Source organism: Tunicatimonas pelagia (assembly GCF_030506325.1).
GTDB lineage: Bacteria > Bacteroidota > Bacteroidia > Cytophagales > Cyclobacteriaceae > Tunicatimonas > Tunicatimonas pelagia.
The window spans coordinates 23,208-40,927 of the sequence record NZ_CP120684.1 but is presented as its reverse complement, the minus strand read 5'-3'; the positions used below and the strand labels follow the sequence as shown (position 1 = coordinate 40,927).

Here is a 17,720-nt window from a genome sequence, read left to right as displayed (position 1 = left end):
ACAATGTATAAACAATATTATAATTCAGCAAATATGATCATTTTTATATATGCATAATTATATAAATATTCATTAGTTTGTATTGGTAGTGATAAACCTTTTCATTGCAACAAATTGTGCACTCACTATAACATATCAAGCATAATCACCAACCATACTGCTCCTCTATCACTAGTATCTATCTTGACTACTCAGATAGCAAAGTCCGCTTTGCCTAGCCAAAAAGGCGTATTGATTGAATATTTAAGTGTACTAGCGAAAGAACATCAAGGTTAAGCCTTTCCCATACCGGAGTATGAAAAGTCCCCTGTTCTCTATTCCAGGTGAACTCAACTTCATTGATCCGTAAATCGGACCGGTTCCAGGATCAACGAGGGTTTGACTTCAATTTACAGAATAACTTACCATAATTGGGGTAACACCCGCCCTTTTCCATCCCAGTAGCAGTGAGCTATGTAGCGTATGATTGATAGCGTGCATAGCTAAAGTGTAAACCTACCCCTGAAATAACTTAAACACAGAGAGACAATAAGGAGAAAAGGTAAGCTGCCCTACGATGGGCAACCCGAAGAGGGACTAGCTAGCCAATATACTCCAACGTTTTAATGACTCGATGCTTTTCATTAAACTGAGTAAAATCTAAATCAAGCACGTCATGCGCGGTAAGCAACATCGTTCTTTCTGAGAAATGAGAGTACTTATAAAAAAACTCAAAAGCCCCCATATGCTGGGCAGGTAACTCACAGTAAAAGCTCCGCAGTGCTTTGGCCTTATGATACGGATTATCAATGCCATCTTCCCGAGAATCCCAGGCGTATTTCATGGCTTCTCTAAGCGCAGCATAAACTAATGCAAAACGGTCGATCCGCTGTTGAAAGTCAATCTCAAGTGAATTCATAGTCGAAGTAAAGAAGGGTAAAAACGATAACGTACATCGCTATCTTCATTACTAATATAGTAATCAAAAGATTACTATAAAAGCTCTTCTATTATTTTTTTTCTTACTTCGTCAATTTTATTTAGCTGTTCCTTAGAGAATTTTTTTCCTCCGCGATTCGCCATTTTATTGTAAAAATCATTCTTTGACTGGGGATTTTCACCCAGTACAGCCCGTGCTACCGCCGCTTTATTAATAAATTTTGAATTAAGCCACTCAGGTGAGTTCATATTTTTTTTGGTAAATATCGGGAATCTGCTCTAAATAAAAAAGTAATCAAAAGATTACTCAAAACCTTGTTTAGTAATCAAAAGATTACTAACTTTGATTATATCAAAAGCAGTAACGCGGGAAAGTCAATACCATAAGGCAGAGCACTCCTAGTTACTTTTCCCCTTTAATTTATCACCACTTAAACCCAGCAATTATGTCTGTATTCCGAAATCTATCCCTCGAGCAATTAATGGATAAACTACAAGAGCTAGATCGACGCCGTGTCGATTTGGTTGTTCCCCCATCGCTACTACAGATGTCAGCGAGTGATTTGCACATAAATGCTTCCGACTACGTTCGTCATTATGCTACCGATCAATGCATCCCGGATCAAGTAACCATTCGACCTAATTCGGTAGCGCACCGGCAGATCAGCGACAAACTAGGAATCCCTAAACGATACTACGACCGGATGCGAGCAGAACATCCGAACTTGTTGGATGACAATGTAAATGGGTGGCTAACCAAAAGTGAACAACCCTACTTGCTTAGAACCTATCGTGATGATGATAGTGACGCTGGACAGCCGGTAGCTACCGGCCGTGCGCTGTTGTCACGCCGGTTCAAGTGTATTGATAACATCCATTTGCTCATGTCTGTACTAAGAGCTATTCAGCGCGAGAAATTAGCCGTTGTGGTAGAGACGGCGGATATTACTGAAACCAAAATGTATGTTCGCTTTGTAGCACCGGATGTAGTAGTAGGAGCAAACGGACTACTGAAGGGGTACAAAAACCCCAAAACACTAGAGGTTGGAGATGGAGTGATGGCAGGTTTTACGTTGCGAAATAGCGAGGTAGGAATGGGGCGCTACGAGATTGCTCCCCGTGCCCAAGTATTGGTTTGTAAAAATGGAATGATCCGTGAGAAAGATGTGTGGGGAAAAAACCACCTAGGTACCAAACTGGATGAAGGAGCGATTGATTGGAGCGAAGACACGTATAAACATGCGCTAAATCTCATCCAAAGCCAGGTAAGCGACTACGTAAGGCACTTTGCCAGCGAAGAGTATTTAAGCAAATGGCTGAGCGAAATTACCGAACTAGGCAACTACCAAGTCAAGCACCCAATTGCGTGTATAGAGAATGTAACCCGACACTTTAGCGTGACCGAAAACGACACGGAAAGTATACTGGATTATTTCACCCTGAGTAATCAGAATACTGCATTCGGTGTCGCTCAGGCTATAACCTATCACGCACACCAAATAGGTGACCCCGATAAACGAAATGATTTAGAAAGTCTTGCCGATCAGGTACTCGTTCAGGTTCCTAAGTGGGATAATCGCCTACCAGCAGGAAACACCAAAATAGTAGCCTCACCCCAATACGGGCTAGGATTGTAGGTTGTTTAGTGGTTTGACGCAAATAGCCTCCTTCCATAAGTAAGGTTGGAGGTTATTTCTTCTCTTCCAAACAATTCAAGTTAATCGGCAACTTCAAATTTGCCGATAGCGAATCACTTTGAACATATTGACGTACTCTAAACCGTTATTCAATGAACAACGCACAAACCTACGCTGTTCGTATCGTTATCGCCCAGCGTTTGGGCTACCATCCTAATCACGTTCACCTCATTGATTTATCGATGCGAATACCATTTCCGGTAAGCAGTTCCTTATTAATGGAAACTGAAGGGCGGCGGTGGGTAAAACAAATCATCGCTGATAACAAGGTGAAGGAAGGCGAAGCCATCTACCAGGAGCTAGTGCGCGAATACCCCATCTTGGAAGAAAACCAAGAAATTTCTGCTTCTAAAAATAGTCGGTACAATGGTCGGTAAAATTGTTCTCCACCAAACTGATCAATGGTCATTTCCTGGTATTGTGGAAGGCGAGTGGCCAGGAGGAGGCTACCGTTGTCGAGGTTTCCGCGATTGCGGTATTATTCCCAACGCAGTTTATACAGCGGAGGAACTAAGAGAGCTGACAGCCGAAGACTTCGACCAACTTTCTAACCATCAAGTAGAGTGCCTCATACTCCTTCGGGATAGGCATAATGCAAACCATAGTCAAACAATTCTTTAGTATGATTATTCTACACTATCATTTATACATAGACGATCAGTATAAAGCGAAAACGCTTCGAAAGCGATCACTGCAAGGAAATCGTGTGTTTGCCGGTTCTCATGCCCAAGAGGATTGCACTAAGTTTTGTGAACGGCTTCACCAGCTACATAGCCAGTTACACTACCGTTATTCCCCTTACAAAGAAGAATTTCCCCGCCCCTATCCTACCCTACTAAAATCGCCCCGGTTGGATTCTGGAATGGGTAAATACGAAAGGAAATGGAAGTCCAATAAGATTGCTCGGCTGATCAGTGACTCACCGGTACACTTGTCTATTCGTATAGATCACATACCCTTACCGTCTTCGGTCATTGCTGAAGTACTTCGCCAGCTGAGCGAATACCAGAATATCTACGATGGAAGAACAAGTAACAGCGTTTGGGGAGAACATCTGGGTACGCATCATTGGAAAGCCTTTAAGCGAAATGGCTACCAATTCCCTTTGTATAAGTTTGGTGCCTTTGATCGTCAAACGCTAGCCACCAGCATACAAAAAGCTTCGGTATGAAACAGCGGGATATAAAAGGAGGAGCCTGTTTTTGCCACAAAGGCCAGTGCTTTAAAATCGAGGCGACTAAGGACAGTGACAGCCTCTTTATTTATAAAGGAGTAGGCTACCTACGAGACATGATAGCCACTGTTGATGTAGTTACTCAACGAAATATGTATGTCTACACCTACTGGATGGGTGAGCGTATTGAAAAGTGTATCCCCCTACAGGAGATGAGTTCGATTACTCAATATCAATACGAAGAAGACAATCCCTTCGCCCATCCTTAGCGACCGGGCATCAATCACTATTCAAATAGCAAATGCATCTGTTTTATCAACGGCCAAATCAGTTGTTCGTGGAACCTGTCATTCTGTCTGTGGCAAACGCATACGTTTCCAGTCATCACCGGCACTGCGGACCCGTCGTCGGGCATAAATTTTCACTAGGTTGTTTCTGGAATGAATCACTGGTAGGCGTGGCGATTTGTGGAAGACCAGTAGCCCGGCATCTTGATAACGGTAGTACGATAGAGGTAAATCGTCTGTGTAGTTTATCCCCAAAAGAAGATGGTAAGCGCAACGTATGTAGTAAACTTTACGGAGCCTGTTGCCAGTACGCTCAATGCTATGGTTACAGCCAGATAATAACGTATACTTTGGTATCAGAGCGAGGGACTACCTTGAAAGCAGCGGGGTTCGCCCTGGAGGCCGAAAAGGTAGGTGGTACCCGGTGGAGCGGCAGGCGAAAACACCGCTCCACCGAATTAAAGAATCGTTGGTCCCGTCTTATTCACTAGCAGCTTATGGAACAGTCCACGCTCATACTAACCCCACCAAAAGCTTCAAAGCAGTCGGACAAAGTTAGCGACATCCAACGTAAACTATTGCGGGGGAAACAGGCGGATAATTTGTTCACTATTAATAGCATTTCCTGAGGGCGAACATCCGCGATGATGGCCGCTACGAATACTACAGCTGATATGAACATCTTCGCCTTGGTACAAACGGACTACCTTGAGTTTCATTTTCATGATGAAGCCATTCGCCGCTACGTTTGGAATAAGCTGGATACTGATTTAGTCTATGCTACCTTAGAGAGCGATGAAACTATTCGTTCGGTCATGGAACTGGAACAATACCTAGGGAAAGAAATTTTCATGGTCTGTGGCGACTCCCTGGATAAGATCATTGATAGGCGGAAGTTTCTTCCGAACGCTCGAGCTCGCTTTTGTACCGCGCCACGTCGGCTACTGAAATGAAGATCAAACCCATCTACGAGTTTCTGAAGCATGGGTATCGCTGGTACCGGGATCATCCGGACGTGGATCGCTACGAAGCGTACCTATATAATGCCAGCACTACCTTTTGGCAAACTGACACTCCCCTGATCCGGATGAATATTGGATATCGGTTAGATGACATAGAGCGGGTGCTAACTTTCAAAGAAACTTTTAAATATCCGGATGGCATTCATACGGAAGGTCGGCACGCCGGAGAAAAAAAATGGCGGACTCACCACTGGCGGATCGGACACTTTCCCGTGATTACTATAACCCAAGCGGAGGTGATTGACTATTGGAAAAACAAACCAGTCCGATTTCCAGAATTCAATAATTGTGAGTTTTGTCGCTCGGCGATCCGATTTCATCGTCCTGTCCACCAATTACAAAAGCAGTTTAGGGAGCGACCGCGAAAAGGTAAATTTTGGATGATGATGGAGAATCGATACAATGCTACCCTTCGCTTTGATTATTCTCTACAACAAATTAAGGAATTGCCCTACACGGAAAGTCTGGATTTTACCGGACAAAGCATGTGTAATTCCGGGGGTTGTACGGACTGAAATTTATCGGTATTTTTAAATTAACTAGTAAAAATCATGGTCAAAACACAACTAACTTTATCGTCTTTGATTGATCAGTTGGTGCCTGAACAGGCCTCGCCTACCTTTCAGCAGGTGGAGGGAGCCATACAGGATATTCTTGTAGAGAAAATAAATGTGCTCGATGACTTACTTTATCAGGATTGGCACCAATTACGAACAGGGATCAAGCGAAGAATCATTATGCAGCAAGCGTTACTCAGTTGGTTACCCCCACTTCTATTATCGCTTGGCTGCTTATATCTTTCATCCATCAGTTCCGGCCCGGGTGCAATGGTATTACTGGCTGTATCATTAGGGTTTGTTTCATGGTTTTTCTTTCAAGTACTCTATAGAAACCGATTTGACCAGTGGCGAGAGCAGAAGATACCCAATATATCCCGGGGTGATCTAAGGACATTTTTATTAAAAATTGATGCCGTCTTAAGTACGACGAGTTAGCATCAAACCTATCATTTAGGCAAAAAAGAACGAAGCATGGAAGAATTTACAATTAGCCTCCAGTGTCAAAAAAGGAACTCTCAAGATATAGAATTTTTACAGGACTGGAATAATGAACGGTTTTACTATCTTAACCACCGACGCCTCTCGCTTGAAAAGAGCCTACAGGTGTTAGATAAGTCTCCTTCTGGATTTGCCCATGGTTATGGGGGCAGTGGTCCCGCTCAGCTCGCCCTAGCGATTTGCCTAGAACTCTATGGAAAGGATATGGCGATCCAATTATTTCAAACCTTTAAACAACAGTTTATTGCCCCACTACCTGAGGGTGAATTCACGACTACCTTTTCTGTACCAGCAAAACTCGTTGATAATGAACCTGATCCAATAACCTCAGTTGAGCATTCATTTCGCGTAGGTGATCTGGTAGCAGTAGACAGGCGATTTAACCCAGAGGGGGGCGTGGGTTATATTTATCAAGAGTATGAAGGAAGCCACGGACAGCGAGGGGTTAGCCTCCTTTTGGCCAATCAAAAAGAGCTAGGAGGCTTTTCTTTTGATGAACAGCAGGACTATCTAACGTTCATAGAGCACCGATCCCCAGTGTATCAATTTAGAAATATCGCTCAGCTCTACCGTGACGTACGGGAGGGGTGGTTTGAGGAAACGTTTAGTAGTGCTGAAGCCAGCATTTAAGAAGTAAGATCTTCAGCTAAATCAATCAAGAAAAAATGAGCACTAAAGAAATTCACGCGGCCATCATCACAAAATTGGAAGCAATGCCGTGGTTGTTTACCCCGATAGAAAGGGAAGCTATTCCCAGAGATGAGCAAGTGGTTGTGAAATGTAATAATGGATACGCCGTTCATGTGTACTGGTACAGTGAGGTTTGTCAGCAGGCTTTTCGGGAATGGCAGCCGATCGCCTGGGCTAATTCTTCTGAGTTGGATACGGTATGGTAAAGATTTCTTCGTGATAATCACTTGTGCTACCTTGAAACTATTCACCTGAGTTTAAGGGTACTATTCCAAAGCGCTAGCAAGTTCGACACCTTGTCTTGATTATTTCCTTTTACTGAGATTATAGGTCATTCCTTACCCCAACCAATGCCATGAAATAGAAAAGACAACCAGTACCAATATTTAATATTATCATTCAGAACCCAAGAGGAAAGCTAAAATCTAAACCCGGAATCCCTAACTGACTAATCAGTAAGGATAAGCCCACGTATACGGCCCATCCCCCTAGTATTAATGACCAAACCTGAAGATTACTCAGTTCATTTTTTTTCTCCTTATTGAAAAAATTTTTGCTGAGCATGGCAGTATTTGTTTAAATCCTTTCATTACAAATTAGCTGTACCTAGATACACTTTCCATAAATGAATCAAAAACAATTTCCGTGTTAGTCTCCTCAGTGAAAAAGGTTGATTTTTGGTAGTGAGCCTTTTTTAGTGTATTCTCATTGTAGACTTGACGTAACTCATTTATCTGCTCATCACTGAAATTCCAGTAAGCTTGTATTTCCCCCCAGTACCCGTTTTTTGGGGTTGGAGTAGGTTTAACTACCGTCGTAACCGGGATTTGTAGCTCCGTTTGAATCGCCATTCGTTCGTACCAACCATCCTTAAGTGCCTTTATTATGAACCCTGCTTTGCTCTTGATTTTCTTCTCTGACTGAGCGTGTAAAATAACGTTCTCCACGTCCTGCTCAGTGTACACCCCTTTCCGTACCTGGTCGCGGATGTGGATGACAGCATTATGTTTCATTTGGTATAAGTGCAACTGATGCTCAAACTTATACGGGGACTCATTGATGATATTTCGGATCACTTGCGCATCACTCTCAAAAGTAAATGTAAGAGAATTGATTCTCCGGCCTTTTCGTTTTGTAGTATACTCAAACTTGGCCCAGGTGTTCTTAAATTCCTTCTGGATAGGATCGAGAATGAATTTCCGGAAATTATCCCATCGATTCTCGTAAGCACCAGGACAGCCAAGCAGCCTTTTTAGCTCTTCTAAGGTTACTTCAAAACTATGCCCCTTCCAACTGTGACTAATAATCAGCCAGTACATATGGATAGACGCTTTGTGATTTAATCTTCGGACAGTACGGGCGTCACCAAGATAGAACTGTTGGTAGCGCACCAGAAGTTTTTTAAAAGTTCTTCCCAGAACAATTTTTACCTGGCTACCTTGGTAGACAATACGATCAAAAGGTGAAACCGAAGCAACATTCCGCTCTCCGGTAATCTCATGCATTTTCTTCTTATCCACTCTAAAAACGAACCCTTGCATGCGGCTAGCGATCCGCTCTACCTCCTGAGAAATAATCTTCTGGATGTTACGAGCGTCTCGGGTCTTTGAAATTAAATTGTAGTCAATGAAGTATTCGTACCGATCCGGTTCGGTCCGGTGGTTAAAACCTAGTACTTCATGGAAAAGCTTCAGAGACTTAAGATCCATTTCGACATCTGAGTGCGCTATCAAAGCTGGCTTGAAAATGGAAAACTCTTCAGATATCAGTTTGCGATTGACGGTTTCAGGGTATGCCATAGGACAATTTTAATTTTAAGAGATCGATATGCAAATATCACTAACAATTACACCATGATTTACTAGGGTTTAACTTGGAAACCCTCCTCACCCCAGGCTTAGCGATTATTAACATTCAATCAATTGCGTTACTTTTTTTGGTATTTATTATTATTCAATTAAACATTCTTAATAAACAGGGTAAACCAGGTACTAAAAAGGTCAAAAAAGCCATGCTGCAAAAAATATGTCATAATTTACTAGGGTTTTAACATCTAATTAACTGATATTCAGCTATATAAAACTTCATGTTTTACTAGGGTTTTTAGCTAATTCTAGTTCTATTCCACTCAATTTCATTACTATCTGCTCTCATAAAGTATTACTAATCAGCCTTTTATAAACTTGTCATAATTTACTAGGGTTTTAGAGCCATGCAGCATAATCGACTAGGGTTAAGCCATAATCGATTAGGGTGTAAAACTACTCTTTAGCATAATCGACTAGGGCGAATGCCATGATCGACTAGGGTGAATGCCATAATCGATTAGGGTTTTGCGTAAATAAGTAGCTCATAATCAAGTAGTTATGTCGCCTATATTGGCTGTTAGCTAGTTGTTTTTTTTATATGCATCCATGTATTTCGAAATTTTTTTGATATTGAATGAAATAGAAATAATTTTCCGCGCCATGATTTACTAGGGTTTTCCAAATCAATAAGATGTTTTTCACTAGGCGGCCAGATCGATCCTATGTTCTTGGTGATCGAAACTAAACACATGAATTTCCCAAGCCGCTACTTGTCTGCCTTGTTGGGCTAAAATTACAGATTTGCAAAAGCGGGTTAAATCTTGGAAGTAGGTGAGCTGCTCAGTAATTGACTCAAAGTAAAATGTCAAGCAGATTGGTTTACTGATCCATTTGAGTAGATAGCTCTCAACGCTCACCCAGTCCTCGAAGGAAGGGGCTGACGTTTGACCTTGATAAGTGAGTTGGGTGATCATAGTGATCGTGGTTGCGTAGGGTAGATATTTTAGGAAAACTCGCGATTTTAGTAACTGCTGACAATACTTAATCCTAAGTATTTTACTACGCATTATTAAGTATTTCCCGAACAAATCCTTGATTTCGCTGTTGACGAGCAAATATTACTACTTACTCATTCCCAGTCTGTTGTACTTTCGTAGTTATTTGTTCAACAGTTCAATTTGACTAGGGATATAGTAACGATCTGACTAAGCGTACCACTCCCCTCTTCCTTTCTATTAGCCCTCATGGTGAATATCCAGTTGACGGAGAAGCACACGCCGGTATTCCTCTTTTGGGCGTTTAGCTTTCTGTTTGTAAATCCACCGATATAGCCTTTTATCATGAGTAATGCTAAGATTGCCGTGCTCCTTGTAGAAAGCTTCCACTTGCCTAAAGTTATCCATCCACTGTTGGTCCCTTAAGCTTTTAAGATTGCTGTTAAAAGCAAAGTCAACTTTGCTAAGCTTATCCAATTTATCCTTCGTGAGTTTAACTCTTTGCGCTCTTTGGCTTCGGACCCAATCAGCCAGACGCCTGTTAGGATAAGTTTGTGGAACACGACTGTGTCCGTGTTCGTGGTAAAATTGAGTAAGTTGCTGGTAGTTATACTCCCACGTCAAGTCTTTTTGCAATTGCATGTCAAAAACAAAGCCCAAAGATTCAAGACGATCAACCTGTTCACTGCTGAGACGATCAGCAAATTTCCGTTGACGGAAAACCCACTGAGCGAGCTGAGTATCTGAATACGTACTCGGAACTAACACATGGCCGTGTTCTGCTTTATATTGGCTCAACCGCTTGTACATGCCTTCCCAACGCCGCTGTAGGTTCGGGCTCCGAGGCCCATCTACAGAATCTATCCAGGTAAAATTTAAATCATCTAGCATGGCCACCTGCTGGGGACTGAGCTTATCTTTTTGACCTCGCTGACGGTAGGCCCAACTGCCCAACCTTTGGTTGATGGGATAATCTTCAGGGAGATCAGAGTGACCGTGCTCTTCAAAAAATTGTTTTAGGGCAGAATAATTGAACATCCACCGGCTGAAGCGATTGCCGGCTTTCCAGTCAAAATTCCGACGATCCAAGCAATGTTTTTCAAACTCACTAAGCCGATGAGGGTGCTTGCGGGCCTGGGTAACTAAGGTGTAAAGTCGTTTGAATTCAGGGTAGTTTGGAACGTATGCATGATGGTATTTTTGATAGAACCTTTCAAACAAGTCACACAGCTCGTTTTTACTACCTGAATTCACTACCTAATTATTTTTTATGGATCATCAGCGGGTGTGGTATCCCGAGACCTTTTTTGAAGATCAATTTGATGCAATATAATATTTTCTGTTTCTTTTAGGTTAACTATCCCCTCAATTCTAATTTCCGGAACTAGGTCATTTTCAGTGAGTACCGTTAGGGTATGCAATCCGAGTACGTTCGCAAAAGAACGTTTTATCTGAAGGGACTTAATCCGAAACAAGTAAATTTCTAGTTCTTTATTTGGCCATATACCGGTTCGGGCGTAGAGTTTTCCCCCTTCAATTCGGTATTCAGTAGAACGGGTTTTTAGGTAGGACCAAATTACCCAAGGAAGAGTCACTAAGGTGAAGGAAGAAAGAAATATGCCAATATTAGTGCCCTGATGCGGTTTATATTTCCAAATGATTGTCGGCTTTTCCATACTAGGTAATTACTGTTTTGCTATGGCCTCGCCGGTAGGCACAGCCTTAGACTGGTTTTCTTCTTCATCAGGTGCAATAATGCCAAGCTCATACCTAATTTTTGTCAGTAGCGACAGGCTCTCCTGCTGCTGTTCTTTGGTAAGTAGCGATAAATCATAATGATCAAACAACTTCTGAAAATGTAGGGCCATGCTACGGCTAGAAGGCGTGGGAGCTTCCTTTATCAAGTTCTCATAGATTTGGGCGTATTCTTCCATCATCCCAGCATACTGTTTCGGCCAAAGCTTATACATTTTCTTGAAATTTAAATAATACTATTGCTTATCAACTAGCTGAAAAATCAAAAATTAACGCGCAGGCCAACACTTGTTTGCTGATCCCACGGTTCATATTGACTGCTTATCAGATATACAAGACGATGACGAGCTAATAATGTGAAATATCTACTTACGTAAAATTCTAGCAAAGCATTCGCATGCCCACCAAACCGAATTCTACCATTCATCTCAACCGAATTAGGGTCAAACTCCGCAGGGTTGTCAAGTTCGGCCAATCGTACTGAGTCCGTCGAGAAGGTGTACGTGGAAGTGCTACCCTGCTGATACGTTTGCGTCAAGCCGAGTCCAATATTAAAATACATTCGTTTGAATGCTCGCAAAAAACTATAGTTGAGTGTTTCGTGCAGATATACATTTTCTACGTTATATACTACAGTGGCATCATACTGTGAAACAGCTTCGTCCCTCTGATAACTCCCTCGCTCGTACCCGCCCATAAATTCCAGCTGTAACCGGTTGTTAAAAAAGAACTGGTATCCTATTCCATAGAGATCACTAAACTGTGATTGAAGTCCATATTCGGCCTGTATACCGTGGTGGCCTTGATAGTGAAGTTGTGCCAGGGTAGGAAAAGAGTTAACAAGATATAATACTGCCAGCAAGAGTCCGGTTTTGAGGTGCATAATCATAAGTAATCAATAGTTAATTAAATAATTCTTTGGAGCGGAGATAGTGGAATAAGCGGTTTTTTTGCGCCATCTTCACCGCGCCTTGGTAATTTGAGATAGCCAGCAAAATACTATCACTTTTCTCCACGAAGCGGTAACTTAATACGGTGTATTGCTGCGCTATTTGTTGAAGCTTGATGCGTTCGTAGTCAGTGACTGCGTACGCATTATCTGTCATGACCCAATGATGAAGTTCTTCCCCTTTGTTGCGATACAGTTCCCCCCATCGACGGTACATACTAGCCGTCTGCATCGCCCGTTTGTCGGCAAATTCGCTGTATTCCATACGAAGGTCGTTAACATCAATTACATGCTGATCCAACGCTTCTACGGTGCTGGGAAGAGCATCAGCAAAGTATATTGTGTTGGTGAAAGCGGTCGCTGCCTGGGCTACATGATCACTTTTATAGAGCTGGCGTAGCACTGCTTCAGATCCATTTCCAGGAACACCAGCCACGTAAGCATCAATATCAGTCTTAATGTCGTGAACGAAGAGTAGCTCATCCTCAATATTGGCCATCCCTAGATTACGAATAGTATGGACCATCTGCTTGATCTGGTCCAAGCTATCCTGAAGAGCATGGATTTTATCGTAAGTTTCATCGATAACTTCTTTGGTCTTCCGAATTTTTTCCCACATGATGTTTTCACCCAGGGAAGATGCCGCATTGTTGATCTCCTCTTTCCGGTTTTTCTTATCTTTAACAACCATGCATTTACCTGCTGATAATAAAAGGGCTATGCAGAGGTAACTTACAATCCTTAAACCGGTGATAGATGAAATCATCTTGCTATTCATGAGCGAATTGTTGTTCAACCTGACGATAGGTTCGGTATAGTTCAACAACCTCCTTTTTATGCATGGGATCATGGGGCATTGCGTGGAGTTCCATCAGCTGCTCAGCATGCGCTTTGAGCTCAACGCTTTGCTGAAGGTAGTTTTGAGCAATTTGATGGGCCTTCATTCGTTCACCATCAGTCATACGTAGTGCCTCATCCTGCTGAAGCTTTTCGTTCAAGTCTTGCCCATATTCTTGATATCGATCAGCCAGTTGCTTATACGTCAATGCTAGCACCTTTTGCCGTTTTTTAACCATCTCATGTAGTGTGAACTGATTGATGACAGTATGAGTGGCTATTTCTTTTAGCTGGCCAAATGACCGGGGTAGAGGTAGTTCAGTATCTAGGGTAGATACCTCTTGATAAAGTTGTTTGCCTGCTTCAAACGTGGATTTCCCAGACTGATAGATGTCTTGTATCCCCTCGGCATACCGCAGTAACTCATCAGGTATCTCCAGTTCAAGAGCATGGGCTAACTCCCAATCTAAAACAGACATCTTTAGAAAACGAATAATACCAACTTCTTTCAATAGTCGTACATTTTCTCGCTGAAGTTCCCACTTGCCCTCAGCATTTTTTTTAAAGAGGTTCTGCATGATATTCTCGGCGGCCAGCTTTACCCAGTATTTAAAATTTCGTCCTCCTTCTTTCTTTTCCTTTTGATTTTCTTCCACTGGGTCCCATACAGGTACACCAGGGAATGGTGGAATCACAGCATCCAAAATAGCGGAGTTCTTTTCTTTGAGCGCCTTAAGAACTGGCTCAAGTGCAAGATACAGTGCTTCTAGTGCAGCATCCTTAGCAACATCGGTGAGTTCATCTTCGAGTCCATCTAAATAGGTGTTCAACCTTTTCATGTATTGTTTTTCCGACTCTAATACGACTTCTCCAGTTTCGGGATCATAGGTAAAGGGGCCGTGTCGCTGAGGAATATTCATTCCTTCCTCTTCCGCCATCTCATAGGCTTGTTGCCGGATACCCTTTGCATTATCTTCCTCGTAGTAATCTTCGTACTGCTCGAACTGATCTTTCCAATCGTTTTCCCCCCAGTTGGCCCACTCGTGTCCGGACAGTGGATCATCACTATCGAAATCGGGATCCTCCATTTCGGGTAGCCAATCAAAAGGATCATCCGGACTATCTTGAGCCAATGCTATAGAAGTCCAGCTGATACACAGCATTATAAAAAGTAGGCGCATAAGTCTGATTAATTAGGTGGACGAATTATCCGTCATCATCTTCTTTGGTTGCGAACAGCCTCCGAGTGCGCATGTAAGTATCATACATATTCATTACCTGATCACGGACCGGAGATATTCGCTCGACTTCTTTCTGTATGATCTGATCGCATAGCATGCGTAACTCTAATGCCTTTCGAACGTACGAGGCCGATGTTTCTAATAGTTGAATGCGCTCACCCTCTGTCATTTTTAGAACCTCATCTTTACCAATACCAGGACCTATTCCCTTCTTCAGTAAAGAGTTTAGCTTATCAGCCTTAACCAACATTACCTCGGCGAGCTTATTGTAAGTCAATGCGATCTGAATTTTCTTCTTGGCAGCCCCATAAGCATACACTTCTTTATTAAAGCTTTGGTCAGCCGAAGTAGCATAAAGATTATTGAGACCATTCGGAAGCTTATCGTCAATACCATATTCAAAAACATGCTGAAGCATTTCAGCTCCTATAGAAACATTTGCATTCCCATAACCTACAATCATCGGATGATCTCCTTCAACAATACCATTGACAAAATCCCCGAAATTCCCTGAAATACTGGCTGCTGCCTCTAACTCAAATTGAATGTTACTAATGCCTAAGTCGTCGTTCTTGATAATAGATTTCACGATACTTAAAGCATCATCAATTGTCTGCTGAAGTTCACGGATATTGCTAACGGTTTCTTTAATGTCAGAAGCTATTTCATTTGCCTCCTTAATGACTTCATTGGTCTTTTTCAATATCCCTCCATTAACTATCGTTGCTGCGATATCACCGGGATCCAAGACGATGAATTGAGCGGAAGCTATATAATATGAGAGAACAAATATTGTAATAACGATAGCCTTTTTCATAGCTGTTTAAATAGGTACAAACTTTAGTCTATATGATGGTACACCAAGAGTTGCATCAGGAAAAGATCCATTAATAACTATACTATCTTTCGTGAGATGTGAGATCGTCCAATCCATAATATAGCGGCCACGACTTGTGTTGCCACTACGTGGTTCACCAACGTCAAGAAATTTATTGATGGCATCAATATTTTGAAAATCAGCCATTCCCTGAGTGAGTGAGTCATTCAGATCGTATATGATGGCTTGGTTCAGGCCTGACGGTTCAAATTCATTGCAGCTTATCTGGTGATCATCAATGCTCACAACTAGGTTTCCATTTAGAAGGCTCAATCCGTAACGATCATCCTGTCGGCAGTCGGATTGATGCTCTATCAGATCAATAAACGGAATTGTATCATAGGGAAAAAAAGCACTATCACTGAAGAGAAATTCATCTCTAATCCATACACGAGAATTGATATTAGCTTCAATAAATAATTCTCTATCATCTGGGTTATCAGGTGCAACATTATCCATTGGAGCAGGGGTTGGTTCATCATCATCTCCACAACCTACGAGTAGTAGCAAACATGAAAGGTAAATCAGCTTTTTCATAACATCGTTTTTCTTGTCAAATTACTGATTTTTTGCCAAGAACACGGGATCACCGTCACTGAGACGAACTTCACGTTGTCTTCTGCGCTTATTAATTACAATAGCTCGCGCTACATCTCGAGCAATGTCATAGGGAATGTCAGCTACTCCCCGGTTAGAAGATCGATACGCTGACTGGGTAAGGGCCTGCTCAGTATCACCGTTTTTAGGGTTTTCCAACAGAATGCCGTGACTGTAGTCATTATCATAGACATCGTAGGAAACATCATAACGCCCAATCCGATTGACCGATACGTAAATAGCATCGTTAGTCAATCTTGCCCGGCCAAAAAAGATAGTTCCTTTATTAATTTTGTGATTATCTAGACTAAGCGTTTCGCCCAATTGCAGTTTAACCCGAGAGTTACGTCCAATGGTCTGATCGCCGTAGATAAAGGCTGGAATATATCGTACCTCATGGCTACTAGCTAACCTCACAGATGCGAACGGATTTCGAATTTGAGGGATAGCCTCAACGGTATCAACGGAGGTAGTGTCTACGGGAGGCGGAGAAGCAGCAGGTATATACACTTTGACAACTTTTACCGGGGCGGCAGTCGTATCAACTGTTGCGGTGTCTATCAGAACTTCTTCCTCTTCTTCATTTCCATCGTCAAAATAAGTAAGGTGCCCATAATCAGTTGATATGATATCCCGACCGTTCACCGCTTTTTCGTAGCGATCCCTGCTTTTGACATTGTTCTTTCGCTTAATTGCGTTAAGAGCTTCTTCAAATTTACTTATTTCTTTCCCTGGCTTTTCCTGTCGGGGCTCAACATAGTCTCCCAGATCAACATTCAATCGCACCGTCTTCCCACTATAATAACCGTACAGCATGTAGAAGCCAACCACACCTACAACGATCCCGACAATTGGAATCCAAAATATATTATTTACCACAAAGGTTTGGGCGCGCTTCCATAGAGGGGGTTTACCCTGTTGAAATCGCTCCGGATGTTCGACTTGCTCTACCCTATCCATGCTAAAAAAGGTTTGCGTTAGCCATTAGCTGAGGCGGAATTTCAAGTTGCAGGGAGCGGATACCTGAGGTCTCCCGAATGGTCACCATTACCGCTCCCTGATCACCAACCGCATAGACAGGAATCGCTAAGTAGTAATCGTGTTGATCGTACGGCCGGACATCTACAATACTACCTTCTACCAATGGTTCCACGGGTACCTTATTTACTTTCTTCTTGCTGAGCAACCGTTTTCGGTAAAATTCGGCATTTTCTACACTGATGCTTTCAATCCGATACACTAAAGCAGATTGATTTTCCAAACGAAGCTTAAGGTAAATGGCTGAATTATCTACGCGCAAGTTCGTGAGTGACCAATCCACTTTGTTATTAGATACCCCAACATCTAAAATTTCTCGTTTCTGTTGATCTAACTGATACAACCGCTCTTCAATTAATGAAATATCCACTTCGGGTACGTAGTTCTCCCGATCGTAGGATGCTGCTTTATTGAGCGTTCTGTCCCGTTGATCGTATAGCAGTTTCGTAGTCACGTCCCGGAAACACACCACCCCCACATACGCTTTTTTGCCTGCCTGTACAAAAATGCTTGTTTCCGTAGCTGTGTCGGATCGGGCTGTAAGATACACTGCATTTTTCTCAGCGCGAGCTGCAAACCCTCGCACTAAAACTACATTTTCAGGAATTTCCATACCATATTCACGTTCTCCTCCTAAATCTAGTAGGGAAACTTCTTCATCGAATACCAGGTAGGCATGCTGGTCACTATTAACATAAATGGTATCGGTTGCCATTGCGTTCTTTGACACACTGATAACCATCATTACTAAGGCGATATTGAATAATAATTTCATGA

Annotated in this window: 25 protein-coding genes; 11 read left to right on the top strand and 14 right to left on the bottom strand. The window is 42.3% G+C overall.

Going from position 1 to position 17,720, the window contains the following annotated elements; genetic code table 11:
• Positions 1 to 580: 580 nt before the first annotated feature.
• Both P0M28_RS30600 and P0M28_RS30595 read right to left on the bottom strand, forming a co-directional pair.
• Positions 581 to 898 carry a hypothetical protein gene (locus P0M28_RS30600; protein ID WP_302211125.1) on the bottom strand — a complete coding sequence of 106 codons (318 nt, stop codon included), beginning with the start codon at positions 896 to 898 and terminating at the stop codon, positions 581 to 583.
• 74 nt (positions 899 to 972) lie between these two features.
• Positions 973 to 1,167: a hypothetical protein gene (locus tag P0M28_RS30595; RefSeq protein WP_302211124.1), complete on the bottom strand. Its 195-nt coding sequence runs from the start codon at positions 1,165 to 1,167 to the stop codon at positions 973 to 975.
• A gap of 197 nt (positions 1,168 to 1,364) precedes the next feature.
• Here P0M28_RS30595 and P0M28_RS30590 point away from each other — a divergent pair, with 197 nt between their 5' ends.
• The 11 genes from P0M28_RS30590 (at position 1,365) to P0M28_RS30540 (ending at position 7,052) form a co-directional block, all read left to right on the top strand.
• Entirely contained in the window at positions 1,365 to 2,555 is a 1,191-nt protein-coding gene (locus tag P0M28_RS30590; RefSeq protein ID WP_302211123.1) for a hypothetical protein, read from the top strand.
• Positions 2,556 to 2,707: 152 nt separating this feature from the next.
• Positions 2,708 to 2,992 (top strand): hypothetical protein, encoded by a 285-nt coding sequence (locus P0M28_RS30585; protein WP_302211122.1) that lies wholly within the window; start codon positions 2,708 to 2,710, stop codon positions 2,990 to 2,992.
• Positions 2,982 to 3,236: a hypothetical protein gene (locus tag P0M28_RS30580; protein ID WP_302211120.1), complete on the top strand. Its 255-nt coding sequence runs from the start codon at positions 2,982 to 2,984 to the stop codon at positions 3,234 to 3,236. Before P0M28_RS30585 ends, P0M28_RS30580 begins: the two co-directional genes overlap by 11 nt.
• A gap of 1 nt (position 3,237) precedes the next feature.
• On the top strand, positions 3,238 to 3,786 hold the full coding sequence (locus tag P0M28_RS30575) for a hypothetical protein (protein WP_302211118.1): 549 nt from the start codon (positions 3,238 to 3,240) through the stop codon (positions 3,784 to 3,786).
• A complete protein-coding gene (locus tag P0M28_RS30570; RefSeq protein ID WP_302211117.1) occupies positions 3,783 to 4,058 on the top strand; it encodes a hypothetical protein in 276 nt (91 codons plus the stop codon). Before P0M28_RS30575 ends, P0M28_RS30570 begins: the two co-directional genes overlap by 4 nt.
• A 32-nt stretch (positions 4,059 to 4,090) precedes the next feature.
• The gene (locus tag P0M28_RS30565; RefSeq protein WP_367281931.1) at positions 4,091 to 4,567 is read left to right on the top strand and encodes an XF1762 family protein; all 477 of its coding nucleotides are present in this window, start codon (positions 4,091 to 4,093) and stop codon (positions 4,565 to 4,567) included.
• Positions 4,568 to 4,750: 183 nt separating this feature from the next.
• Positions 4,751 to 5,029, top strand: a complete 279-nt coding sequence (locus tag P0M28_RS30560; RefSeq protein WP_302211115.1) for a hypothetical protein — start codon at positions 4,751 to 4,753, stop codon at positions 5,027 to 5,029.
• On the top strand, positions 5,026 to 5,613 hold the full coding sequence (locus tag P0M28_RS30555; RefSeq protein WP_302211113.1) for a hypothetical protein: 588 nt from the start codon (positions 5,026 to 5,028) through the stop codon (positions 5,611 to 5,613). Before P0M28_RS30560 ends, P0M28_RS30555 begins: the two co-directional genes overlap by 4 nt.
• Before the next feature lie 36 nt (positions 5,614 to 5,649).
• Complete coding sequence (locus tag P0M28_RS30550; RefSeq protein ID WP_302211111.1) at positions 5,650 to 6,093, top strand: hypothetical protein; 444 nt, start codon at positions 5,650 to 5,652, stop codon at positions 6,091 to 6,093.
• A gap of 36 nt (positions 6,094 to 6,129) precedes the next feature.
• A complete protein-coding gene (locus P0M28_RS30545; RefSeq protein WP_302211110.1) occupies positions 6,130 to 6,786 on the top strand; it encodes a DUF6166 domain-containing protein in 657 nt (218 codons plus the stop codon).
• Between the two features lie 35 nt (positions 6,787 to 6,821).
• Positions 6,822 to 7,052 carry a hypothetical protein gene (locus P0M28_RS30540; protein ID WP_302211108.1) on the top strand — a complete coding sequence of 77 codons (231 nt, stop codon included), beginning with the start codon at positions 6,822 to 6,824 and terminating at the stop codon, positions 7,050 to 7,052.
• Positions 7,053 to 7,442: 390 nt separating this feature from the next.
• On the opposite strand, the gene P0M28_RS30535 is transcribed toward P0M28_RS30540, so the two are convergent.
• The 12 genes from P0M28_RS30535 to P0M28_RS30480 all read right to left on the bottom strand — a co-directional run bounded on the left by P0M28_RS30535 (position 7,443) and on the right by P0M28_RS30480 (position 17,718).
• Positions 7,443 to 8,555 carry a replication initiation protein gene (locus P0M28_RS30535; protein ID WP_302211107.1) on the bottom strand — a complete coding sequence of 371 codons (1,113 nt, stop codon included), beginning with the start codon at positions 8,553 to 8,555 and terminating at the stop codon, positions 7,443 to 7,445.
• Positions 8,556 to 9,355: 800 nt separating this feature from the next.
• The gene (locus P0M28_RS30530; RefSeq protein ID WP_302211106.1) at positions 9,356 to 9,628 is read right to left on the bottom strand and encodes a hypothetical protein; all 273 of its coding nucleotides are present in this window, start codon (positions 9,626 to 9,628) and stop codon (positions 9,356 to 9,358) included.
• A gap of 261 nt (positions 9,629 to 9,889) precedes the next feature.
• Entirely contained in the window at positions 9,890 to 10,903 is a 1,014-nt protein-coding gene (locus P0M28_RS30525) for a helicase associated domain-containing protein (RefSeq protein WP_302211104.1), read from the bottom strand.
• 14 nt (positions 10,904 to 10,917) lie between these two features.
• Complete coding sequence (locus tag P0M28_RS30520) at positions 10,918 to 11,325, bottom strand: PH domain-containing protein (protein ID WP_302211102.1); 408 nt, start codon at positions 11,323 to 11,325, stop codon at positions 10,918 to 10,920.
• A gap of 9 nt (positions 11,326 to 11,334) precedes the next feature.
• Positions 11,335 to 11,619: a hypothetical protein gene (locus P0M28_RS30515; protein WP_302211101.1), complete on the bottom strand. Its 285-nt coding sequence runs from the start codon at positions 11,617 to 11,619 to the stop codon at positions 11,335 to 11,337.
• A 47-nt stretch (positions 11,620 to 11,666) separates the two neighbouring features.
• Positions 11,667 to 12,293, bottom strand: coding sequence for a hypothetical protein (locus tag P0M28_RS30510; protein ID WP_302211100.1), 627 nt, complete (start codon positions 12,291 to 12,293; stop codon positions 11,667 to 11,669).
• A 13-nt stretch (positions 12,294 to 12,306) separates the two neighbouring features.
• Entirely contained in the window at positions 12,307 to 13,044 is a 738-nt protein-coding gene (locus P0M28_RS30505; RefSeq protein WP_302211099.1) for a hypothetical protein, read from the bottom strand.
• Positions 13,045 to 13,123: 79 nt separating this feature from the next.
• Complete coding sequence (locus tag P0M28_RS30500; protein ID WP_302211097.1) at positions 13,124 to 14,371, bottom strand: hypothetical protein; 1,248 nt, start codon at positions 14,369 to 14,371, stop codon at positions 13,124 to 13,126.
• Positions 14,372 to 14,396: 25 nt separating this feature from the next.
• On the bottom strand, positions 14,397 to 15,248 hold the full coding sequence (locus P0M28_RS30495; RefSeq protein WP_302211095.1) for a TrbJ/VirB5 family protein: 852 nt from the start codon (positions 15,246 to 15,248) through the stop codon (positions 14,397 to 14,399).
• A 6-nt stretch (positions 15,249 to 15,254) separates the two neighbouring features.
• Positions 15,255 to 15,845: a hypothetical protein gene (locus P0M28_RS30490; protein ID WP_302211093.1), complete on the bottom strand. Its 591-nt coding sequence runs from the start codon at positions 15,843 to 15,845 to the stop codon at positions 15,255 to 15,257.
• Positions 15,846 to 15,866: 21 nt separating this feature from the next.
• Positions 15,867 to 16,865 (bottom strand): conjugative transposon protein TraM, encoded by a 999-nt coding sequence (traM, locus tag P0M28_RS30485; protein WP_302211092.1) that lies wholly within the window; start codon positions 16,863 to 16,865, stop codon positions 15,867 to 15,869.
• 1 nt (position 16,866) lies between these two features.
• On the bottom strand, positions 16,867 to 17,718 hold the full coding sequence (locus tag P0M28_RS30480; protein ID WP_302211091.1) for a DUF4138 domain-containing protein: 852 nt from the start codon (positions 17,716 to 17,718) through the stop codon (positions 16,867 to 16,869).
• Between the last annotated feature and the right edge of the window lie 2 nt (positions 17,719 to 17,720).